Annotated in this window: 16 protein-coding genes and 2 riboswitches; of the genes, 12 read left to right on the forward strand and 4 right to left on the reverse strand. The window is 37.1% G+C overall.

Going from position 1 to position 25330, the window contains the following annotated elements; all coding sequences use genetic code 11:
• The 3 genes from NQ163_RS19130 to NQ163_RS19140 all read left to right on the forward strand — a co-directional run.
• On the forward strand, positions 1-366 hold a 366-nt coding region (locus NQ163_RS19130), incomplete at its 5' end, for a hypothetical protein (protein ID WP_268191929.1).
• Between the two features lie 510 nt (positions 367-876).
• The gene (locus NQ163_RS19135) at positions 877-4377 is read left to right on the forward strand and encodes a S8 family serine peptidase (protein WP_268191930.1); all 3501 of its coding nucleotides are present in this window, start codon (positions 877-879) and stop codon (positions 4375-4377) included.
• A gap of 420 nt (positions 4378-4797) precedes the next feature.
• A riboswitch (cobalamin riboswitch) is annotated at positions 4798-4985 on the forward strand.
• 463 nt (positions 4986-5448) lie between these two features.
• Complete coding sequence (locus tag NQ163_RS19140; protein WP_268191931.1) at positions 5449-7116, forward strand: putative transporter; 1668 nt, start codon at positions 5449-5451, stop codon at positions 7114-7116.
• A gap of 93 nt (positions 7117-7209) precedes the next feature.
• Here the strand turns inward: NQ163_RS19140 and NQ163_RS19145 are convergent, their stop codons facing one another.
• The 4 genes from NQ163_RS19145 to NQ163_RS19160 form a co-directional block, all read right to left on the reverse strand.
• Entirely contained in the window at positions 7210-7923 is a 714-nt protein-coding gene (locus NQ163_RS19145) for an anaerobic ribonucleoside-triphosphate reductase activating protein (protein ID WP_268191932.1), read from the reverse strand.
• A 71-nt stretch (positions 7924-7994) separates the two neighbouring features.
• Positions 7995-10157, reverse strand: coding sequence for a ribonucleoside triphosphate reductase (locus NQ163_RS19150; protein WP_268191933.1), 2163 nt, complete (start codon positions 10155-10157; stop codon positions 7995-7997).
• Between the two features lie 112 nt (positions 10158-10269).
• Positions 10270-10455, reverse strand: a riboswitch (cobalamin riboswitch).
• A 198-nt stretch (positions 10456-10653) separates the two neighbouring features.
• Positions 10654-11778, reverse strand: coding sequence for a DEAD/DEAH box helicase (locus NQ163_RS19155; protein ID WP_120239515.1), 1125 nt, complete (start codon positions 11776-11778; stop codon positions 10654-10656).
• A 90-nt stretch (positions 11779-11868) separates the two neighbouring features.
• Positions 11869-12351, reverse strand: coding sequence for a hypothetical protein (locus NQ163_RS19160; protein WP_268191934.1), 483 nt, complete (start codon positions 12349-12351; stop codon positions 11869-11871).
• 260 nt (positions 12352-12611) lie between these two features.
• Here NQ163_RS19160 and NQ163_RS19165 point away from each other — a divergent pair, with 260 nt between their 5' ends.
• From NQ163_RS19165 to NQ163_RS19205, 9 genes are all read left to right on the forward strand, one after another.
• Positions 12612-12986, forward strand: a complete 375-nt coding sequence (locus NQ163_RS19165; protein ID WP_268191935.1) for an HYC_CC_PP family protein — start codon at positions 12612-12614, stop codon at positions 12984-12986.
• Between the two features lie 251 nt (positions 12987-13237).
• The gene (locus NQ163_RS19170) at positions 13238-16996 is read left to right on the forward strand and encodes an efflux RND transporter permease subunit (protein ID WP_268191936.1); all 3759 of its coding nucleotides are present in this window, start codon (positions 13238-13240) and stop codon (positions 16994-16996) included.
• 83 nt (positions 16997-17079) lie between these two features.
• Positions 17080-18420, forward strand: coding sequence for a TolC family protein (locus NQ163_RS19175; RefSeq protein WP_268191937.1), 1341 nt, complete (start codon positions 17080-17082; stop codon positions 18418-18420).
• A 56-nt stretch (positions 18421-18476) separates the two neighbouring features.
• The gene (locus tag NQ163_RS19180) at positions 18477-20258 is read left to right on the forward strand and encodes an efflux RND transporter periplasmic adaptor subunit (protein WP_268191938.1); all 1782 of its coding nucleotides are present in this window, start codon (positions 18477-18479) and stop codon (positions 20256-20258) included.
• Positions 20259-20294: 36 nt separating this feature from the next.
• Positions 20295-20633, forward strand: coding sequence for a heavy-metal-associated domain-containing protein (locus tag NQ163_RS19185; protein WP_268191939.1), 339 nt, complete (start codon positions 20295-20297; stop codon positions 20631-20633).
• Positions 20634-20779: 146 nt separating this feature from the next.
• The gene (locus tag NQ163_RS19190; RefSeq protein ID WP_268191940.1) at positions 20780-21613 is read left to right on the forward strand and encodes an FRG domain-containing protein; all 834 of its coding nucleotides are present in this window, start codon (positions 20780-20782) and stop codon (positions 21611-21613) included.
• Positions 21614-21922: 309 nt separating this feature from the next.
• Positions 21923-22303: a hypothetical protein gene (locus tag NQ163_RS19195; protein ID WP_268191941.1), complete on the forward strand. Its 381-nt coding sequence runs from the start codon at positions 21923-21925 to the stop codon at positions 22301-22303.
• Between the two features lie 224 nt (positions 22304-22527).
• Entirely contained in the window at positions 22528-23262 is a 735-nt protein-coding gene (locus NQ163_RS19200; protein WP_268191942.1) for a peroxiredoxin, read from the forward strand.
• A gap of 393 nt (positions 23263-23655) precedes the next feature.
• Positions 23656-25083 carry a TlpA family protein disulfide reductase gene (locus NQ163_RS19205; protein WP_268191943.1) on the forward strand — a complete coding sequence of 476 codons (1428 nt, stop codon included), beginning with the start codon at positions 23656-23658 and terminating at the stop codon, positions 25081-25083.
• Positions 25084-25330 lie beyond the last annotated feature (247 nt).

Here is a 25330-nt window from a genome sequence, read left to right on the forward strand (position 1 = left end):
AAAACATTCTTGAAAGGTCTTTCTGAAAAAAACAATTGGCCCAAGGAAAACATTTTACACCTTTCTACCAGAGTAGATTGGTGTAAAACATTCTTAAAAGATCTTCCTAAGAAAAACAATTGGTCCAAGGAAAACATTTTACACCTTTCTACCAGAGTAGATTGGTGTAAAACATTCTTGAAAGATCTTCCTAAGAAAAACAATTGGTCCAAGGAAAACATTTTACACCTTTCTACCAGAGTAGATTGGTGTAAAACATTCTTGAAAGATCTTTCTGAAAAAAACAATTGGCCCAAGGAAAACATTGAATCCCTTTCAATAAAGGTAGAAGGATACAAAAACACCTTGCGGAATACATTTTGCTAGTCTGATTTCTCATTTCAAATGGAAGAAAGACATTCAAGAGGCTAAAGAAAAGCAACAAGATATCGTTTACTTGTATTTACGGGCATCACAGAATAAAATCACCCTTACATATAAACATATTAATAAATGCAATCTTACAAAAAACGCATCTTTCAAGCATTTAAAATCCATAAAATATCACATTCCTTAAGATTTTACCCTTCGCAATCTTGATTTTTCAGATTAGTATTTACCTTTCGCTCAAAAAACACACAACAACGACTAACGAATCTTTTTTGATTATTAAATGACTTTTTTTGAATGTCAAATTCAGTTTGTAAAAATTTTAACATTAACCTAATAATTTTTCAAATCCATCAATCGCTTATTTTATCAGGCTTACAGAATTTTTCTCAGAAGATTTTCACACTCAAACACACAATTAGACAATAAATATTTTTCGTCATATTAAAAAAATGTCATAAATTCACAATTGCCCAACGAAAACCAATCACAATTAAATTTAATTCTATGAAAAATTTTACATTTTTTATTGTCCTACTACTAATCTTTCAGGTAGGTTTTGCACAAAAGCGTGCTGTTAATTCCGAAGGCCTTTACAAAGGTGTTATCCGGGTAAAATTCTCGGAAACCATTCAGGCGAAAGTGGATGTACTTTCTGAGGATCTTGAAAAAGGTCACAAGCTAAAAGCTCGACCTCAGGATGGCTATGTTGTAACCAACATGAAGGCCGTTGATAAGCTGAATGAAAAGTTCATGGCTTACAAAATGAAGCGTGTTTTTCGCGATGCAGGTAAACATGAAGCCAGGCATCGTAAGTTTGGTTTGCACCTATGGTACGACATTGAGTTCAATTCCTCTACTCCTGTAAAGCAATTGATTTCTCAGTATAGTAACATTACTGAAATTTCTATGGCACAAGCAATTCCCGAAGCAAAGCTGGTTTCGCACAGCATTACTCCTCTACCCGAATTGCCAAAGGCTAGTCCTCCAAGCTTAAGTACAGCCCCTAACGATCCACGTTTTTCAGATCAGTGGCATTACGAAAATACAGGTCAAAATGGTGGTACACCAGGATCTGACATCAGCTTATTGGAAGCATGGGAAATTGAAACGGGGAATCCCAATGTAATTGTTGCCATCGAGGATGGTGGAGTTGATTGGGATCATGAAGACTTGGCCGGAAACATGTGGGTGAACCCCGGAGAAATTGCAGGAAACGGTATCGATGATGACAACAATGGTTATATCGATGATGTTTACGGATACAATTTTGCAGAAAATAAGGGAAGTATAACCGTTGGAGATCACGGAACACATGTCGCAGGAACCGTAGCTGCCGAAACCAATAATGGTATTGGTGTTGCTGGTGTTGCTGGTGGTAATGGAAGCAACAATGGCGTTCGCCTGATGTCATGTACTGTTTTTACGGATGCATCAAATGGTGGTTTTGCCGAAGCTTTTACCTATGCGGCTGACAATGGTGCTGTAATCTCTCAAAATAGTTGGGGATATAGCAACAAAGGCGTTTACGATCAGGCTGTACTGGATGCGATCGATTATTTTATCGCCAATGCAGGTGGTCCTGGTGAGGCAATGAATGGCGGCCTGGTGGTTATCGCAGCAGGTAATGATGATGACTCGGGATTATGGTATCCGGGATGTTACGAGAGTGCATTGGCCGTAGGATCTGTGAATTGTAAGGATGAAAAGGCTTGGTATTCAAACTATGATACCTGGGTAGATATTTCTGCACCGGGAGGAGAATTAATTTCTTCGAATACCGATCCAACAGCTGTTCATTCAACCCTTCCCAACAATCAATATGGTGTAATGCAGGGGACTTCAATGGCATGTCCTCATGTTTCTGGAGTTGCAGCTTTAATCGTATCTAAATACTATGGCAATATTACTCCTCAGCAAGTTTGGGATAAATTGGTAAATACAACAGACAATATTGATGCTACCATTCCTACTTTCATAGGCAAATTGGGAAGCGGGCGAATGAATGCTTTTGCTGCTCTTTCTGATGGAAATCCTCCTGAAACTCCAACCGGTCTTGCAGCAAGTAATGTAAAGGCTACTTCTTTTGATCTTAACTGGAATGCTAGTTCGGGAGCAAGTTCCTATGACATTCAAATCAGAGAAAGCGGAGGAAGCTGGAACACCTATACTGCATCAAGCAACTCGTACTCCTACACGGGAGCAAGTGCCGAAACCACTTACGAATTCCAGCTTAGAGCTACCAACAGTGCCGGAAGTAGTAACTATACCACAATAGGAAATGTTACTACCCTTGCCTTACCTCCTATTCCTGACATTCCTGCAAACATTACAGTTAGCAACATTACTTCCAATTCTTTTAGTCTGACCTGGGATGCTGCCAACAATGCTGTTGATTACGATGTACAGGTGCGTCCTCAAGGGGGAAGCTGGACCAATTACAATACCACTAATACCAATCAGAATGTAACAGGTCTGCAAGCTTCTACTGTATACGAATATCAGCTTCGTTCCAATAACGATGCAGGAAGCAGTGATTACTCAGCAATTGCTAGCACTACAACCTCTGATGCGCCGATAGAATATTGTACGTCGAAAGGAAACAACTCAAATTACGAGTGGATTTCTGAAGTAACAATTGGAGGCTTTACCAAAACTTCAGCAGCTGCAGGTTATTCCGATTTCACATCTACTACTATCGATTTGGATGCCGGAAATCAGTACAACATCTCATTGAGCCCGTCCTTCTCAGGAACAAGCTATAATGAATATTGGAAAATCTGGATTGACTATGATCAGGATGGTACTTTTAACGATGCTGATGAATTGGCTTTTGATGCTGGTTCGATGAGTAAAACTACTGTTACCGGTTCTATTACCATTCCATCTACCGCTTCGGGTACAACCAGAATGCGTGTGAGTATGAAATACAACGGAGCTCAAACAGCATGTGAAACCTTCTCTTATGGCGAAGTAGAAGATTATACCGTAAACATTCAAGCGGCTTCTCAAACGCCTCCACCAACTCCTGATGGAATTACTGCGAGCAACATTACGACCAATTCTTTTACAATCAATTGGAATGCAGTTTCTACTGCCAGCTCTTACGATATCGATATCAGAGAACAAGGTGGCAACTGGAGTACGTTTAATACTACAGCAAGCAGTTACGATTATACAGGTGCCAATGCATCCACTACCTACGAATACAGGTTGAGATCCAACAATAGTTTTGGATCGAGCAACTATTCAAGCACATACAATTTAACAACAAATGCTGCCAGCCTGAACTACTGCTCTTCTAAAGGAAGCAATTCGAGCTACGAATGGATCGATTTGGTTCGATTAGGCAATATTGATAACAGTACTGGTGACGACGGTGGCTACGCCGATTATACAAGCATGAGTACTGATTTGAACCCGGGAAGTTCACAAACCATTTACATTAGTGCTGGTTTCCGAAGCACAAGTTATACCGAGTTCTGGCATGTTTGGATCGATTTTAATCAAAATGGTACATTCGATTCCAACGAAGAAATGGTTAGTGGATCATCAAGTAGTAGTGGTACTTTGTCGGGCAACTTTACTGTTCCGAGCGATGCAAAACCGGGAACAACGCGAATGCGTGTTAGCATGAAATACAATGCTGCTGCCACTCCTTGCGAAACCTTTAACTATGGCGAAGTGGAAGATTATACTGTGAACATTACCAATGCTTCTGCATCGGTGAAGTATAACGACATTACAATTTCTGATCCTTTGGGCAATGAAGCACCAACTGATTTGCTAAAACTTAGTCCTAATCCAGCACGTGAGTACGTAAAGATCGAAACCATAAGCGCAAGTGGTCAAATTAAAATTGTTAGCATGAATGGTAATCTGGTTAAACTTATCCCAGTCGTGTCTAACATTACTGAAGTTAATGTATCAAATCTTGTTTCGGGTACCTACATCATCATTCTTGAGGATGAAAGAAACAGTGAAACCAAGAAGCTGATCAAACGTTAATAATTAAGTAGATTCGTCTAAAGCTGCCTCAACATCATTTTGAGGCAGCTTTTTTTCTGAAAGTCTTGAAAAGTTTGAGTAGTGAAAAAGTAGAAAAGCTGTGAAAACTCAATGCAATTCAAGCACTACTCAGTAGTTCTCATCCCACATTCAACACAACAACAAAATCACACAATAACGAAAAGCTTTCGTTTCTGTTATGATTCTCATTTTATTGTGTTTTTTTATTGTTCGCAATTTAAACCATCCCCCCATTAGCTCTTGCCAACTTAAACAATGTTAAATTACCGAATCTTGATTGTCAGAATAATCATACCAATACAATCATACCAATATGAGGTGAATAATAGTCTGGCATTAATGTTTCATAATTTTTTTTAAATAATTGCTTGGATAGTTCAAAAAAAAATGCAAACCTTTGCGACCGTTAACGGATAAGATATCCCGTAAGGGGATTTAATAGGGAATCGTGTGAAAATCATGAGCTGACGCGCAACTGTGATTCCAAACTAAAAGTTTGTAAGAAAGAAGCCACTGATCCAAAATGAGGAATGGGAAGGCCTTACAAATTGGAAAGCCAGGAAACCTGTCTTGTTCGAAATCAGATGAATGCTTTCGCGAAATAAAGCAAAAAATCAGGTCCTTACTTTTGAATTGTTATGTTACAATTCGGTATCACTTGATTTGTCTATTCGCAAAGTATTTATGATTGTAAATACTTAAACTATTATTGCAATGCTTAAAATTACATCTGCTTCTCGCGTAACGAAGCTTGGTTACCACCTAAGAGTTGAAGTTTTCGATACTTCTCCTTAACTCCTCATTGCTTAAAATATCATGTTAAAATATTAGATATTGATTACTGACTAGCCCTCGAAATCAATATCAGTGAGTGCGACTTCTCAGTTTGGCTTTGCAATTCATGTTTGTGAACAGATGGATGTATTCATTGCAACTACCATATCAGTTTCATTGTTCACATGAGCAATCCCAAATAATTCAGACATGTTTCTAATCTAGGGAAGCCGCACTCTTAAATGGTAAAACACTTTAATACTATAAACACTTATCATGAATTTGATTGAACTATTAACAAAGCCTGGTACTGCTTCTACCATTATTATTATCTGCCTTGTAGCAGTACTGGGCATTCTGTTTGGAAAAATAAAACTACTGAGAATCAAGCTTGGCATAGCCGGAATTCTTTTTTCAGGCTTACTGGTAGGACATTTTGGTGCAGTAACCGATCCACATGTTCTACACTTTATCAAAGAGTTTGGCTTAATTTTGTTTGTTTACTCCATTGGGCTCGAAGTTGGACCACGATTCCTTCCTTCTTTGAAGAAGAACGGATTGCGCATTAACCTCCTGGCATCTGGAATTGTGTTTACAGGATTTTTAACTGCCGTAGCTATAAAATTTATTTTTAATGTGCCCATATCAGTAATCACTGGTGTTATGTGTGGTGCGGTAACCAACACCCCTGCTCTTGGTGCGGCTCAACAAACCATTGGTGATATTGTTAGCAATGCCGATTTAGCTGCTGCCAACTCTCAAACCGTTGGTATGGCCTATGCAGTTGCCTACCCTTTCGGGATTTTTGGGATCATCATTTCCATGATTCTTCTGCGTGTCATCTATAAAATCAATGTGAAAAAAGAAGAAGATCAATATCGCAAGGAAATAACCGGTTTGGATGGAAAACTAATTGCCATTAATATTGAAATTACCAACCAAAACCTGATTGGCAAAAGCATTGAATTTATTATTGGCAATTGCAACAAAGCTTTTGTTCCTTCACGAATTGAAAGAAATGGAGAGTTCTTAGCTGCCGATTCAGATTTCATCATCGAACAAGGCGACAAGTTGTATGGCGTTTCCACTCCAATGAATTTCAAAAACATCGAGCTGAACCTTGGAAAAATTAATGAAACCAAGGAACAGGAAATCTCAGGTCGACTGGGCATGCAACAGCTTAGAATTACCAACAAAAAACTGGCTGGACAAAGTATCAAGCAAATTGGTATTTCACGCCGATTCCCTGTAAATATCACAAGAATTTATCGTAATGGTTTGGAATTAATGCCTACCGAAGAGGATAGCGTTGAGTTTGGTGATACCGTACGTATTGTAGGTGAGAAAACCGCTTTGCCAGAGGTTGCCAACTTACTGGGTAATTCGATTAAAGACCTTTCGCACCCTAACATCCTTCCTATTTTTATGGGAATTTTGTTTGGAGTATTGATTGGTTTGGTTCCAATTCACATTCCTGGTTTGCCCGCTCCTGCAAAATTAGGATTGGCTGGGGGTCCACTTTTAATTGCTTTAATTCTTGGTCATAAAGGAAGAATTGGCAAGATGGACTTTTACATAACACCCAGTGCAAACTTATTTATTCGCGAATTGGGTATTGTTCTTTTCCTTGCCTGCGTAGGACTTTCATCGGGTAAATATTTTGTTGAAACCCTTTTAAACGAAGGTTACATATGGATGCTTTATGGTATGGCCATCACCTTTGTGCCACTCATCATTTTTGCCATCATTGCCCGAATCATGAAACTAAATTACCTATCGATTTGTGGTTTGCTATCTGGCTCAATGACCGATCCTCCAGCTCTGGAATTCGCGAACTCCATTGCACCCGTTCAGGCTCAATCAACAGCATATGCAACGGTTTATCCTTTGGTAATGTTCTTAAGAGTGCTCCTGGCACAAGTATTGGTTTTGCTTTTTAGTTAGGTTTACACATATATTTATATTAAGCTGAGTTCGATTAAAAATCCCATTAAAGAGTTTTGGCTCTGCAATGGGATTTTTTTTGAATTCATTCATTTAATCAGCATTCACTATCCTAATATTGGGCATGATATCTTTGTTGCTTTCCATCAGAGAAAACATTTCCTCATCGCTAAAAGCCGATCGTTTTGCAAAAGATGGATCGAGAACTTGTAAAGGATTAAACTTTTGCAAACTATACAAGTTAGAGCAATGCAGATGTTCACAAATCTTTCGAACATCATCAGCCGATTGACTTCCTTGAATTAGTGTTGTTCGAAATTCAACCTCAATATCAGCTTCTTTAAGCAATGCAATACTCTCTTTTACATTCTCTAACTGATGCTCACTGAACTGATTGCCTACCAATTCCCGATAAGATGATAAATCAAGTATGTGCTTTATGTCCATGGCCACATAATCAATTAGTTTCTCATCAATCAATTTCTTCAACAGTTTAGGATGAGTTCCATTGGTATCTAATTTTACCAATATTCCCAATTGTTTTGCGCTTCGAATGAAATCTTCCAAATCAGATTGTAGTGTAGGTTCTCCCCCTGTTATTACAAGCGCATCGATAAACCCCTTGGTCTTTTTCAGATAGTAATGAATTTCATCCTCGGAATAATTGGAGTAACTTCCATTTATCGGAATTAGTTCATGGTTATGACAAAATTTACAACGCATATTACATCCCTGGGTAAAAATTACAGAAGCAATCTTGCCAGGATAATCGATCAAACTGTTTTTTATAAAACCAGATATTAGCATGACATGGAAAGTTTTAATACAAAATAAACATGCCATGCAAAGAGATGCTTAGCATATATAATTGCTTAACATTAGGCAAGAACACATTCTTCCTGCAAATCTTTTTTCATATGAGCTTTTTTATCAAATAACTTGCGATCCTCCCATTCCTGACGCTTTCCATCATTCCATTGGTGAACCGGGCGCAGATAACCTACAATACGAGAGAACACTTCACAATCTGTTTCTTTACCCATATCGGCACATTTCGGACATTTATGATGCTCACCATAAATGTATCCGTGCTCCTGGCAAATGCTAAAACTTGGCGATAGTGTAATGTATGGCAATCGATAGTTATCGGTAATCTTTTTAATCAGCATTTTTACCGATTCTATTGACAATTGTTTTTCACCAATAAATGTATGAAATACGGTACCGCCTGTATACTGGGTTTGCAAATCATCCTGAAGATTCAGAGCCTCGAACAAATCATCGGTGTAGGTAACCGGCAACTGTGAAGAGTTTGTGTAATAAGGTGCTGCACCTGTTTTATAAGCCTCCTGGTTGGCAACAATAATATCATTGTAAACTTTCGTATCCAATCTTGCCAAACGATATGTGGTTCCCTCTGCAGGTGTTGCTTCTAAATTGTAAATATTTCCTGTTTCCTCCTGAAATTCTTCCAATTTCTGCTTCATGAAATCAAAAATTCGATGAGCAAAAGCATTTCCTTCTTCTGATACAATATCACCTCCAATAAAGTTCAGGCAACATTCGTTCATACCAACAATGCCAATGGTTGAGAAATGATTCTGCCAAAATTTTCCATTCTTGTTTTTAAGATGACGCAAATAAAATTTAGAATATGGGAACAAACCTTTTTCTGTAAGATTTTCGATTACCTTTCGTTTGATTTCCAAACTATTTTTGCCCATTTCCATAAGCTGACCTAATCGCTTAAAGAATTCTTGCTCATTACCAGCTTCGTATCCCAAACGAGGAAGATTAACGGTGACTACGCCTACTGATCCTGTTAATGGATTGGCTCCAAACAATCCTCCTCCTTTACGAGCCAGCTCTCTTTTGTCTAAACGCAATCGGCAACACATGCTTCTCACATCATCAGGTGACATATCTGAATTTACAAAGTTTGAAAAATACGGAATGCCATACTTGGCTGTGATTTTCCAAATGTTTTCATATCGTGGATTGTCCCAATCAAAATCAGGAGTAATATTATAAGTTGGGATTGGAAATGAGAATACACTACCATTGGCATCTCCCTCTTCAACTACCTCTGCAAAAACCTCGTTAAAGAGATCCATTTCTGCCTGGCATTCCCCATAGGTAAAATCTTGTGCTTTCCCACCAATTACAACAGGTTCATCTTTCATGAAAGAAGGAACATTTAAATCCATTGTAACATTGGTAAAAGGGGTTTGAAAGCCCACACGTGTAGGTACATTTACATTAAACATGAACTCCTGTAGCGCTTGCTTCACTTGCTTTCTATCCAATTGATCAAATCTAATGAAGGGAGCCAGCAAGGTATCGAAGTTCGAAAAAGCCTGTGCTCCTGCAGCTTCACCCTGCATGGTGTAGAAAAAATTGACAACCTGTCCCAAAATGGTTCTAAAATGTCTTGCCGGTTTACTCACCAGTTTACCCGATGCTCCTTTAAAGCCTGTCATGATTAAATCCTGCAAATCCCAACCTACACAGTATACACTTAAAAAACCAAGATCATGAATGTGCAAAGCTCCCTTTTTATGAGCATCACCAATTTCCTTCGGATAAATTTTATTCAACCAGTATTGTGAACTTACAATGGTTGAGATGTGTTGATTCAAGCCCTGAAGTGAGTAGGATGAATTGGCACTTTCCTTAACGCGCCAATCTTGTAAATTCAGATAATCATCAACCAAATTTAAGTTTGAGAAAAGTTCCTTGGTATCTCGTACTGATTGATGTTGTTTTCTATATAGAATAAATGCTTTGGCAACGTCGAACAAATCGTATCGAAACAATGTTCTTTCTACCAAATCCTGTATTTCTTCTACGCTTGGAATCCCTGAAAAGTCAAGCTCTTTTTCAATCTGATTAACACAAAAATCAATCAATTCAATGCGCTCATCTCCCACTGCCTGAAAAGCTTTACTGATGGCTTCACGAATTTTAGACAAATCGAATCCTGCGATCTGTCCACTTCTTTTCCGAATTTGATAATCGGATGCACTACCATTGTTTTTCATTCTTACTTAATGTTTTAATGATTTTGAAAAAATGATAGCTTCTGAGGAAAGTATAGAATGATAGTACACAATGTATAATCGCGCACCTATTCTTTGCTTTTTCTCCCGAAAGCTACGAACTTCATTACAGGCAGGTCTTCTGGCTCATCCTTCGTTTTGATTGGCCTTCCCATTCTTTTTGAGAAAAAACAGTGGCATAGTCAATCAAAACCATACGGACTTACAGCTGCGGGGACAGCTCACGAATTACACGTGATTCCCTATTATTCCTTGCGGAACCTATAAATCAAAACAATGTTAAGAATTAAAATGATTTTGAGCAATCTCAGTTATTAACAATAATTTACAAAACACTGATTTTCTTTGAGGTTTATCGGTTTATAACTTTTATTTTACTACAAAAAAGAAACCCATCAGAAATCAATTCCGATGGGTTGTATATTTTATGAAAGAGCAATATCAATTGTTAACTGATTATTGCTAATTGTTCATTGCATTACTGTCTTTTTGCACGAATCTGGCTAAAACCGATATTCAATGTTTTTTGGAAATAACGAAGACTCTTCATCTCCTTGTGGTTTACCAAGGATAAAGAAATCCCCTCTTTTCCTGCGCGAGCTGTTCTTCCACTACGGTGTGTATAGTATTCCTCTTTATCTGGTAACTGATAATGCACAACAAATGCCAATCCTTCAATATCAATACCACGAGCAGCCAAATCGGTTGCAACCAAAACTCTGAGCTTCTCATTTTTGAATGCTCGCATTACCTTATTACGCTCAATCTGTTTCAAATCTCCATGTATGGCATCAACCTTTACTTTCTGCGATTGCAATTGTTGATTTAATTTCTGAGCAGCTTCTTTGGTTTTACAAAATACCACACCTCTGGCTTTGGTATCCGATTTTAGGAATTGCATCAATACAGATAACTTCTCTTGATCATCACACAATACGAATTGATGCTTGATATTTTTATTCACCACATTCTTTCCACTAATCTGAATGCGATGAGCCGATTTAGAAATGTGGCGTTTGATGATCTGTTTAATTCCTTCAGGCATGGTAGCCGAAAACAACCATTTGTTCTCAACACGTGAAAGGTAAGTAAGAATTTCATTCAATTGATCTTTGAAACCCATGCTTAGCATTTCATCTGCCTCATCTAAAATTACCGTTTTAACATGAGTCAAATCAACCGCTTTCTTCTTCACCAGCTCGATTAAACGACCAGGTGTAGCTACAATAATCTGTGTAGGACGACGCAAATTGGCAATCTGTTTTTCGATTGGTGCCCCACCATATACACATTCTGTAAAAGTCTTCTCGGAATGTTTCGTAAACTTGAACAACTGTTTGGCAATCTGCAATCCCAACTCACGTGTAGGGCATAAAATCAATCCTTGTACTTTTTCTACCTTAGGATTAACACGGTGCAACAAGGGCACACCATAGGCAGCAGTTTTACCCGTACCAGTTTGGGCCTGACCAATTAAATCGGTATCAGTATTCAACAAAACCTGAATTACCTCTGATTGTATTTGAGTAGGATTAACAATTCCTAATTCGTTTAATCCCTTAACAATATTCTTATTTACACCTAGTTCCTTAAAAGTTTCCACAGCTTTTCGTATTAAATTGGCTGCAAAAATAGTATAAACAATTTAGAATGATGAAATATAAGTGATGAAATAATGGAAATAGATAATTATCTATTCCTTATAAAATAGTTTTCGTTCCTCCTCTTCCTCAATTCCCATAGCATGAAAAAGGTTTAACTTAAACGGAAAGTTCTTACCAATAATATACATACAAATCAACCAGGGCAAATACCAAAGGATATCGTGAGTTATCCCAAATATGAATAAAGCCGTAACACCTCCTGCACTAATCAAAAGCAACTGTAAGGAATAAATTCTACCAAATATTTTCAGCTTCTCTTCTAATTGATCTAAAATTTGAATGTACTTGATCTTACTTCGATACAAAATCCAGCCTGCTAACAATTCAAGCAATATTATTACTCCTCCTGCCATAGTAAACCAAAGCCTATCACTTTCCTGAATCAGAAATGGAGGTTCAAAATCGTAGTAGCTAAGCAAAATACCAAAACTTAACTCCATTACTACTGCAATTACAAATAGAGCCAACAAGCCTATTCTTGTCCATCTGACAAGTGCTTTTAATTTTTCCATACTTTATAATTTGTGTGTACTTTAAAATGTTTTGAGTGGGATGGTCAACAATTTTAATTATTATCCTTTACTATTCATCAAGTTCAACCCAAAAAAATGGGACTGTTTAAGCTTATTTAACACTCAAACGTTTTCGAACCAAAAGGCATTCAACAGAAGAATAAATCCTATTAAAAGTTAACACTTTGTTAAGAGTATATATATTTCTTTTGTTTTTTGTAAATTAAACTAGTTTTGTATTGATTAATGCAATTAACTGTATGCTATCTAAAAAAATCGGACATATCATTTTGATTTTTCTCCTGCTGATCTCAACAGCTGGGGTGAGCATTAATAAGCATTATTCTGGCGGAGAACTCTTCTCTACTGCCATATTTGTTGAAGCGGATTCTTGTTGCGAAACCCCTTGTGGATGTTGCGATGAATCAACTGAAACCATAAAGATTGAAGCTGATTATTTGGCTTCCTCTTTCGAATTAGATGATGTAGTACAACTGAATATGCTATATGCAAATATTCCTGTATTGCTGCAGTTTGTAAGAACAGAAGATTCAACAAATTCATTCCCAATTGGAGATTTTCCCCCTCCACCCTTGCCTGATTTATGCATTTTGAATCAGGTGTTCCGTTTATGAAAATTCAATGACGAATTACGAGTTAAATGACAAATAGACTTGATATAAGGTTTATATCATCTCTGGCACATCACGTAATTGACAATTTGTAATTCCAACCAATTGCTAATTCGTAATTGATTATTTCATAGTTAATCACCTCACCCTACCCCTCTCCTCGAGGAGAGGGAAGCACTAAAGCTTAATTGTTGCACACTCCCCTTCGCCTTTAGGAGAAGGGATCGGGGGATGAGGTACAAAAACGGATATTCATGTTGAATAAAATCATAAAGTTCTTTTTAGAGAACAAATTAATTACAACCATACTTTTGGTTGTATTCATAGCCTGGGGAATAATTACATCACCATTTCCCTGGAAGGTTGATTTTTTGCCCAAAGATCCGGTAGCAGTTGATGCCATACCTGATATTGGAGAAAATCAACAGATTGTATTTACCAAATGGATGGGGCGTTCACCACAAGACATTGAGGATCAAATCACCTATCCTTTAACCACATCCTTACTAGGAATTCCGGGTGTAAAAACCATACGCTCTTCCTCCATGTTTGGATTTTCAAGTATCTACATCATTTTCGATGAAGGGATTGAATTTTATTGGAGTAGATCAAGAATTCTTGAAAAATTGAACTCCTTGCCACAAAATCTTTTGCCCAATGGTGTTCAACCCACTTTAGGGCCAGATGCTACTGCCTTGGGTCAGATTTTTTGGTATACGCTTGAAGGACGTACAGCTGAAGGTGAAGTAACCGGCGGTTGGGATCTTCAGGAACTAAGAAGCATTCAGGATTTTCAGGTGAAGTATGCCTTGGCTTCCGCCGATGGAGTATCGGAAGTTGCATCAATAGGTGGTTTTGTAAAGGAATACCAGGTGGATGTTGATCCTGCAGCCATGCAAGCACATGGAGTCAACCTTATGCAGGTGATGAATGCTGTAAAGAAATCCAATCTTGATATTGGGGCACGAACCATCGAAATTAACCAGGCAGAATACTTCGTGCGTGGCATCGGCTATGTGAAACAATTGGCCGATTTGGAAGAGGCTGTTGTAAAAATGACCAACAATACACCTGTTAGAATTAAAGATGTAGCCAAAGTAAACTATGGTCCATCCGATCGTAGAGGCATATTGGATAAAATGGGTGCTGAAGTGGTAGGTGGAGTCGTAGTAGCTCGCTATGGTGCCAATCCATTGGAGGTAATCAACAATGTGAAAGTAAAAATAGAGGAACTTTCGGTTGGTTTACCTGAAAAGGAACTGGCTGATGGCACCATTTCCAAACTTACAGTTGTACCTTTCTACGACAGAACGCAATTGATTCACGAAACACTGGGCACATTAGAGGACGCCCTAACTCTTGAGATCATTATTACCATTATTGTCATCATCATCATGGTCCTGAATTTAAGAGCCAGCATCTTAATATCAGCCTTGATACCCATAGCAGTGCTGATGACCTTCATTGCCATGCGTTATTTTCATGTTGATGCTAACATTGTTGCCCTTTCGGGGATAGCCATTGCTATTGGAACCATAGTTGATGTTGGAATTGTGCTTTCGGAAAACATGATTCGACATTTGGAAATGAAAAATCCTGATAAGAACCTCCGACAAGTAATATACGAAGCAACTACTGAGGTTGCTCCAGCAGTGATTACTGCAGTACTGACTACCATTATAAGTTTTATTCCAGTATTTACCATGGAAGCTGCCGAAGGTAAACTATTCAGACCATTGGCATTCACAAAAACATTCGTACTGTTTGCAGCCCTTTTGGTTGCGGTAATCATTCTGCCAGCAATGGCACATTGGTTATTTGCCATTAAAACGGAAAAAAGAAAAATTAAAATTGCCCTCAATACATTACTAATAATTATTGGTATTTATATTCTTTTTGCATCTTCTGCATGGATGGGAGTCACCCTAATCATTTTAGGCGGAATAAATCTTGCAAGTCAATTTTACCAGGAGTATCAAAAATATTTATTCAAAGCAAATCTGTTTGTGATTGCTTTGGCCGTTTCATTCCTGCTTGCCCGCGAATGGTTGCCATTGGGTGCATCCAATTCCATATTTGCGAACTTCTTGTTTGTAATTTTAAGCATCTCATTTCTGTTGGCAGTGTTCCTGGCATTCATTAGATTCTATCAGCGAATTCTGGACTGGGCATTACGTCACAAATTACTGTTTTTATCTATTCCTTCTTTCCTTGTGCTATGGGGAATAATCATCTGGTTGGGCTTTGGAAACACTTTCGGATTTGTAGCCAGAGGATTGGATAAAATAGGACTCAATATTACCTCCAGCTCCGCTTGGAAAACCATGTACCATAAATATCCGGGCATAGGAAAAGAATTCATGCCAGCCCTTGATGAAGGTTCATTCCTACTGATGCCAACATCAATGCCTCATGCAGGAATTGAGGAGAACAAACGAGTATTAAAACTTCTGGATATGGCAGTTGCCAACATTCCTGAAATAGATATGGTGGTTGGAAAATTGGGCCGTGTAGAATCTGCCCTGGACCCTGCTCCTATTTCCATGTATGAGAATGTGATCAACTACAAAAGCGAATACATGACGGATGAATATGGTAAAAAGATTCGTTTTGCCGTGGATGACGATGGCAATTTCCTAAAAGATGAGAGAGGTGAATTGATTCCTGATGAGTTCGGAGAATTTTACCGACAGTGGCGAGAGCACATCAAATCTCCTGATGATATCTGGCAGGAAATCGTAAATGCCACTAAAATACCAGGTGTGACATCTGCTCCAAAATTACAGCCCATAGAAACTCGTTTGGTAATGTTGCAAACCGGTATGCGTGCACCTATCGGAATTAAGGTGTCGGGTAATAACCTAAAACAGATTGAAGGTTTTGGTCTGCAACTTGAGAAGCTGGTAAAAGATGTTCCTGGCGTGAATGATGCATCTGTCTTTGCAGAAAGAATGGTCGGAAAACCTTACCTGGAAATCAAAATCGACAGAAAAGCCATTGCCCGCTTTGGATTGCAGGTAGAAGATGTACAAAAACATTTATCGGTTGCAGTTGGCGGAATGACATTAACCAATTCTGTTGAAGGTAGAGAACGATACCCAATTCGGGTAAGATATCCTCGTGAATTGAGGAATGATCCGGATTTACTGAAGAAAATTTTGATTCCAACGAGTATGGGTAAATCCATTCCGTTAGAGGAGTTAACTACAATAGAATATGTACAAGGTCCACAGGTAATCAAAAGTGAAAATACTTTCCAGGTAGGATATGTAATCTTCGATAAGGAGGAGGGATATTCTGAAGTGAACATTGTAGAAGCTGCACAATCGTATCTGGCAGATAAAATCGAAAGTGGTGAATTGAAAGTCCCTGCAGGCGTGAGCTATAAGTTTACAGGAAACTACGAAAACCAGATTCGCGCTGAAAAACGATTGGGTATTGTCATTCCAGTGGTTTTGGTAATCATCTTCCTGATATTGTATTTCCAGTTCCGTGGCATCGCTCCTACACTAATGGTATTTAGTGGAATCGCCGTTGCCTTTGCCGGTGGATTCATTATGATTTGGTTCTATGGACAAGACTGGTTTCTGAACTTTTCCATCTTTGGAATTAATCTTCAGGAATTATTTCAGGTTCATCCAATCTACTTGAGTGTTGCCGTTTGGGTAGGATTTATTGCCCTATTTGGCATAGCTACCGATGATGGGGTAATCATGGCTTCCTATCTGGAACAGATATTCGAAAAGAATAATCCAAAAACAAAAGCAGAAATCAGACAATCAGTTATCGAAGCAGGATCGAAACGAATTCGTCCTTGTTTAATGACAACGGCCACTACCCTTTTGGCACTATTGCCAATTTTAACATCAACAGGCCGTGGTTCAGATGTAATGATACCAATGGCAATTCCAGCATTTGGAGGAATGGCAATTGAGTTGATCACACTTTTTGTTGTTCCAGTATTGTATGCCATGTACAAAGAATTCAAACTAAAGAAAGGAGGTTTGGCATGAAAACAATTCATTTCATTTTACAAAACACCCCTCTTTCCTATCGGACATCTCCCCTAAAAAGGGAGAATACAAAATCAATTGCAATGTCAAACAATAAGTATCTACAGTTGAATAATACATCTTTCCCTTCCAGGGAAAGTGCCGACAGGCGAAAGGCTGTTATTTCAATAGTTTTCACACACCTATTTGTTCTATTAATATTTGTTTTCAATTCAAATTCAATAGTAGCTCAAACAGTGAATATAGATTTACAAAATCATATAACATATGCTATTGCAAACAATCCTGATTTAAAAGCCATGGATCTGAAATACCAACAGGCATTGGAAAAGATTCCACAAGCTAAAGCTTTACCTGATCCAACATTCTCTGCGGGTGTATTTATTCAACCAATAGAAACACGTGTAGGTGCACAGAAAGCCAAGCTATCCATTTCACAGATGTTTCCATGGTTTGGAACTCTTGGTGCCAAGGAACAGCAAGCCAGTTTACAGGCACATGCTATCTATCTGAAATATTTGGATGCACGTTCAAAATTGGAACTGAAAGTTACCGACTCCTGGTTGGATTTAATCCTGACTGACAAGAAGATACTTTTCACACAAAAAAGAGTGGAAGTATTGGATCTATTAGAGAAGCAGAGTTTAAAACGTTACGAAAGTGACCAAACCGACATGGTGAATGTATTGTACATTCAAATGCTGAAAGAGGAGTTAATTTCCAAGTTGGAACTATTCAAGGATAAGCGAACTACGCAACAAACAGCTTTCAACAAAATCCTGAACAGGGATCTTGGCATGTACGTAAACACACCTATGGATGATTCTTTCTTGTTGTCAAGCATGATCCCAAATGAAGATTTGATATTTGCCAACCACAACAGAGTTACAAGCTGGAATCAAATGATTGAGTCTGCTCAATTTGGTGAGAAAGCATCCAAGCTCAGCACTCTTCCCAAATTTGGTTTAGGATTGGATTATGCAATTCTATCCAAACGAAATGATATGGATATATCAGACAATGGTCAGGATGCAATAATGCCAATGCTATCGATAAGTATTCCAATTTTTCGCAAAAAAAACAAAGCTACTATCAAAGTCAATCAATTGAAACAGCAGGAATATCAGCAATTAAAAATCTCGGAATTAAACCAATTGCAATTGGAAAAACAACAAGCTTTTGAATTGTATAAAACCGGAAGCAGAGATCTTAAGTTGTACGAGAAGCTGCTTACGAAAGCAAAACAATCTTACGAAATCTTGTCGAGCAGTTATGAAAGTTCTGTAAAACGATACGAGGAGGTTTTAAATATGCAGCAAAAGATTTGGATCTATGAACAGAAGCAAGTTGAAGCACAAATCAAAGTTCAAAAGAGTCTGGCACAATTTAAATATCTGGATGCAAATCAAAGTCTGGAAAAGTAAAAGAGTCAAAATGTCGAACAGTCTATACTTGGGACTTTAGACTAAATTGAAATATCATGAAAAATATACTAGAATACATATCAAACAACTGGCAACAAAAATTAATCATCCTACTTGTTGGATTACTATTGGGCTGGTTGATATTTGGTGGAAAAACAGAAAGCAATCATTCACACGAAGGACATCAACATGAGCATGAAGCTAGTGCTGCAGAATCTACAACATGGACCTGCTCCATGCATCCTCAAATTCAACAACCCAATGAAGGTGATTGTCCAATTTGTGGAATGGATTTGATTCCTATGGATAATTCAGGAGGAAGTTCATCGCCTGCCCTTATTGAAATGAATGCAGATGCCATAAAGCTGGCCAATGTGCAAACTACAAGGGTAGAATCTGGTCGGAGCAATAAAGAAATTTTATTAAATGGTAAAGTTAGTATTGATGAGAGAAAAATTAGCTCTCAGGCCATTCATTTCGATGGGAGAATTGAAAAGCTATTTGTGAATTTTGAAGGAGAAAAAGTTAGTAAAGGTCAAACTCTCGCAACAGTGTATGCTCCTAAATTGATTAGTGCACAAGAAGAATTACTTCAAGCATTAAAAACCAATGATAGTTACCCTGAATTAACAAAAGCAGCAGAGCAAAAACTAAAATTCTGGAAGCTTACCGCTAATGAAATTGAACAAATCAAAAATAGCGGAAAAATTCAGGAATACTTTGAAATAAAAGCAGATGCATCAGGATATGTTATTAAAAGAAATATAGCTAAAGGTGCCTATGCTAAAGCAGGAAGCATTCTATTTGAAATAGCGGATCTTGGCAAAGTGTGGATTGTGTTTGATGCCTATGAAAAGGATTTGCCATTCATCCATAAAGGTGATGAAATAGAGTTTTCGATTTCGGCATTTCCTTCAAAGAATTTCCATTCTACAATCAGCTATATCAATCCTGTTATTGATACCCAAAAAAGAATCGTACAAATTAGAACTGAAGTCAACAACTTTGATCACCTTCTAAAACCAGAAATGTTTGCCAATGGAATCATCTATGCAGACATGAAACATGAAGAAAGCAAATTGATCATTCCAAAATCTGCAGTAATGTGGACAGGTAAACGTTCCATTGCCTATGTAAAAGTTGATGGAGGTTTTGAGATGCGCGATCTTGAGATTGGAGAATCATTAGGAGAATCCTATATCATAAAAGAAGGGATTGAAGAAGGTGAAGAGGTTGTAAGCAAAGGAACTTTTACTGTTGATGCTGCTGCACAACTGAACAACAAGTACAGCATGATGAATCGTCCTGCAAGTAAACCTGGCGCTCCAATGCTTCAGCACTATGCCACAAAGGCATTTAATTCCAAAATGAAAGATTTGCTAAAATCATACCTGGCAATGAAAGACATCATGGTGGAAACAAAAGCCAAAGAAAGTAAGCAGGCAGCCAAAGCTGTTATGAAAGCTTTAATGCAAATGAAGCCTTCCAATCTCGATTTGAAAGGAAAAGCAATGAAATTTTGGAAAGAAAAGTATGAATTACTTCATGATCACCTTTCGGAGATTACCAGCAGCGAAGACATGGAATTGCAACGAAAAGCATTCAAACCATTTAATGAAGCCCTGATTGCCAGCTTAAAATCATTGGGCACAGGTGAAAAGAATATATACATACAATATTGTCCTATGGCCGACAATGACACAGGAGCTTATTGGTTAAGTTTAGAGGAGAAAATTATGAATCCTTATTTCGGAGACATGATGCTTCATTGTGGTGAAGTAAGCGATTCACTTATCAAAGAAGAACCAAAATCAATGCAGCAGGGACATCATCATTAAACACAAATAAACAAGTCGAATTTAAATTAGAACAAAATGAAAAAGAAATTGTTATTACTATTGGGAATCGTAGCCATGATTACCCTTTCATACTCTGCACAAGCAGAAAACAAAAAGGCAAGCTTCAAAGTTTCAGGAAACTGTGGCATGTGTGAAAAGACAATCGAAAAGGCTGCAAAATCGGTTGATGGAGTTAGCATGGCAGATTGGGACAAGAAAACAAAAGTCATAAAAGTAAGTTTTGATACTGAAAAAACCAGCCTGGATGCAATTCACAAAGCAATTGCTAAAGTGGGATATGACACCGAAAAGGTAAAGGCAAAAGATGAAGTGTATAACAAGCTTCATTCTTGCTGCAAATACGAAAGAAAATAAGATCATTTGGGGTATTCGTTATGGTTTAATTAAACCATAACGAATACCCCACCTATCTTTTCATTCTTTTAAATTTAAGCTTAAGTTTACGCCATTGTTCCATTTTTATTTGCAATTTTAGATTTAGAACATCTAAAATCGATTCAATGGCGCTTAAAGAAGAAATTATTCCAACATCCTGGTCCGAATTACAAGAAGTATTGTTTACCGATTCTTATAACGACAAAATAAACCGAGTACGCTCTCCATACATCTATCGTGGATTATCATCCTTTGATTATCAATTGAAAACCTCATTGATTCGACTGAAAGGACCCTATGAAGAATTGGAGTTTCACTTGTTGCGTAATTTTAAAAAGTACTCTTTCCGACCTGATATTAATAACAAATCAGATTGGGAATGGCTGGCATTAGCACAACACCATGGACTTCCAACACGACTTTTGGATTGGACCTACTCTCCTTACGTTGCATTGCATTTTGCGACCACCGAGATTGAAAAGTATCATCACGATGGTGTGATTTGGGCATTGAACTACGAAAGTTTAAAGAATTATCTACCTGAAAACTTGCAATACAAACTGCATCAAATTGGCTCCAATAGCTTTACCATTGAAATGCTGCATGAACTTTATCAGGATTTAAGAGAACTATCGAAAGAAAAGAGCGATTTCGTGGTGGCATTTGAACCTCCATCACTGGATGATCGAATTGTAAATCAATATGGCATATTTACCTTCATGTCGCATTCTAGTTCAATACTAAATTCATGGTTAATGGACAAGCCTGAATTGTATTTTAGAATAAGAATTCCGGCCGCTATGAAATGGGAAATTCGTGACAAACTGGACCAGGTAAACATTAACGAACGAGTTCTTTTTCCAGGAATGGATGGGTTAAGCAAGTGGCTAACCAGACATTATTCTCCTACAAATTCAAAAGAACAGAAGAATCTAAGCCTGGAAACCAACCATCAATAATACCGATTATTAATTTGTATAAGCCATTAGTACGCTTCTCTTCTAATGACTAACAAATTATATATCGGCATTATACCTAAACTATTCCAGAGCTTAAAATAGCTCTCTATTTTTTATAAATGGTATAAAACTTTTTTGCTTGGATTGATTGATCTTATTATCTTTAGTTATACCGATTATTAATTAGTATTGCCATTTGTTCGTATCTCTCCAAATGCCAAACTAATTATATATTGGCATTTCAATTTAATATTTCACAGTTTCGCTTACGCTCACTTTGAAATTTAAAAAGTATAAACAGCAAAAGGTATGAAGTTCAAATATGAAATACTTCCTGACTTAAAACTCATAAAAGAATACTACTATGGTTATTTCAAATGGAATGATTTGATTCATCATACCTTAAGCACTCGAAAGGATGAATTATTTAATGAATCCTACAATGTAATTTCTGATTTTACCCGAGCCAAAGTACTTTTGAATATTAAAGATTTAGATGATTATATTGATGAGTATGAAAAGTACAGTCCCATTCTAAATAAATGTGCAATCCTTGTTAGCCACAGTTACGACACTCCCATGGCTATGCTATTCGAAATTCAGGTGCGAATTCAGAATGCCAAAGTATTTTATACAGAAGAAGAAGCTTTAAACTGGCTAGAAATAGATCCAGTTCATGTGAAAAAATAATATTCCGAACACTTCCCTTTAATTAAAACTTATTTAAAATTAAGTAATTACACCTACCTAACTATTGACATCTGCATGTCAATGAAGTAACTTTAATATACTTCGGCAGATCATTAGCTTAATCTGTATTCCCTAATGCTTCATCACTGGGAGCATTCTTACTCTATAAGAGGTTAAAAAAGTTCAAAATCAACTCAAACCAATAAACACCAAAACCTTACGATATGAATGAACATTCAGAACTTAAAGCTGTAAACATGCCAAGAATTGGGGATAAGGCTCCTGAATTTAGAGCAATTACAACTCAAGGCGATATACACTTTCCTGACGATTACAGAGGTAGATGGGTAATTCTGTTTAGTCATCCTGCTGATTTCACTCCTGTTTGTACTTCAGAATTTATGACCTTTGCAAAAATGGAACACCAATTCAATCAAACCAATTGTGATTTGGTTGGACTATCGGTAGATGGATTGTATAGTCACATTGCCTGGCTGAGAACCATAAAGGAAAAAATTGAATACAAAGGCATGAAAGATATTGAAGTACAATTCCCTCTTATTGAAGACATAAAAATGGAAGTTGCCAACAAATATGGAATGATTCAGCCTGGCGAAGATAGTACCAAAGCTGTAAGAGCTGTATTTTTCATTGATCCTCATGGCATTATACGAACCATTATATATTATCCACTTAGCCTTGGACGTAATTTCGATGAAATTTACAGAGTGCTAGTGGCATTGCAAACTGCCGACAAGTTTTCTGTTGCCACTCCTGCTGATTGGAAGCCAGGAGATGAAGTTATAGTCCCTCCTGCCGGATCATGTGGTGTAGCTAAAGACAGAATGGAAAATACCGAAGAAGATATAAAATGCTACGATTGGTTTTTCTGTACTAAAAAACTGAAAGAAGAAGAGATTTGGAATACCATCCTAAGAAAGGAACCGATTGCTCACTAGCATTAACGCTAGTTTAACAAACCTAAGCCTGTCAGATTAGTCTGACAGGCTTTCTTTTTCTGAAAGTCTTGAAAAGTTTGAATCGTGAAAAAGTAGAAAAGTTGTGAAATTCCAAAGCCAATTCAAATTAAGCACTACTGAGTACTTCTCATTAAACATTCTCAGAAAGATAAAACCTTTCATTTTTTTAGTGATTCTTATTTTTTATCATGAAAGTTTATATTGTAAGGACAAGATGAGAACCCAAAACATTAGTTAATTTAACCAATTAACTCCATCGCCTAACATTTCTTTTAAGATTTCGTTAAACATTTAAGCAATCCAAAATGATTATTCAATTGGAAAAGTTTTGTAATTTTCGCTGACTTTATACTTATCAATAGATATTTACAAATGAAAAATATTTTTTATTCTCTTTGTGCGCTGATTTTCTGCATATTTACAACTACAAATTTAAATGCCCAGAAATACGATATTTCAGTGCAACTTTTAAATTGTAATGATTCCACTGCTTATCTTGCCCATTATTTCGATGGAAGAATTTTTGCCGATGACACAACACAATTGATTAATGGCAAAGGAAAGTTTTCAAAAGATAAAGTTCTGGATCAAGGGATTTATGTAATTTATTTGCCAAGTCAGAAATATTTTGATTTATTAATTGGAGAAGATCAGGTGTTCTCAATTTCAGCCGATCCAAAAGATTTTATTGGTAGTATATCGGTAAATGGATCTAAAGAAACTGATGGATTTCATAACTTTCAAAAGTTTATGAAATCTCAGAATGAGAAATCAAAAACCATACAAGAAGCATACAAAAAGGCAAGTAAAGATACTGAAAAGGAAAAATTCAGAAAACAATTTAAAAATACCGATATCGAAGTAAGAGCTTACATCGAAAAGTTAAAATCTGAATTCCCGGAAAATTCATTTGTTCAGAAATTTGCCCAGTTTACTTTGTCTCCTAAAATTCCTGATTTTAAAAGTGAAGTTCCTGAAAACACTCCTGATCGCGACAAAATAATTCAGCGCAAATCCTATATATACAATAAAGATCATTACTTCGATCATGTAAACCTTACTGATAACAGGTACCTAAGAACGCCTATATTAAAAAAGAAGCTGGATTTCTTTTACGAAAAAATACTCGTTCAAAGTCCTGATTCCATTGTAAAGGAATCGGTAAAACTGATTGAAAATGCACGTCCGGATACAACTTTTTTCCAGTATTTAACTCAATATGCCCTTAACTACACGGTAAAAAGTAAGGTAATGGGTATGGATGCTGCCTTTGTAAACCTGGCAAAAAGATATTATTTAAGCGGACAAGCCACCTGGGCCGATTCCACTCTAATGGCCAATATCAGAGAACGGGTTATCAAAACTCAGTTCAATTTGATTGGAATGAAATCGCAGGATTTACTCATGCAAACACCTGAAGGTGAATTTGTGCGACTACACGAGATTGAAGCTCCACTAACCGTACTTTATTTTTGGGAACCTGATTGTGGACACTGTAAGAAGGTTACTCCCAAATTAAAAACAGAAATCTTAGACAAATACCAAGACAAAGGCCTAAAAGTATTTGCAGTTTGTACTCAAGATCAGAAAGAAATGTGGGAAAATGCCATTCACGATTACGACATTTATGATTTTATCAATTGTTATGATCCTGAATTTCAAACCAATTTTAGAATCTTTTACGATGTATATAGTACACCCATTATATACCTACTCGATAAAGACAAAAAAATAATCGCAAAGCGACTCGATATCGATAATCTGAAATTATTTTTAGATAATGAATTGAAAAAGAATTAATACCGCTTATTAAAAGAGATAAGAACAAAGGACACTGTAAAAAGTGTCCTTTGTTTCTGAAAGTCTTCAAAATCTTAATGAAATAGATAACAGTACTCTGTACCTTAATATTCGTAAAATTATCAAGTTATCTATAAATGTCAAGGTGCTCAGCACCTAGGTAATACTCAATTCAAATTCATCAGAAAAGCAGCAGAGCTGCGTAAGATTTATAGTTTGATCATCTAAGAGTCTACTTAGGTACAGA

Origin of the sequence: Marinifilum sp. D737 (genome assembly GCF_026672275.1) — a bacterium.
GTDB lineage: Bacteria > Bacteroidota > Bacteroidia > Bacteroidales > Marinifilaceae > Marinifilum.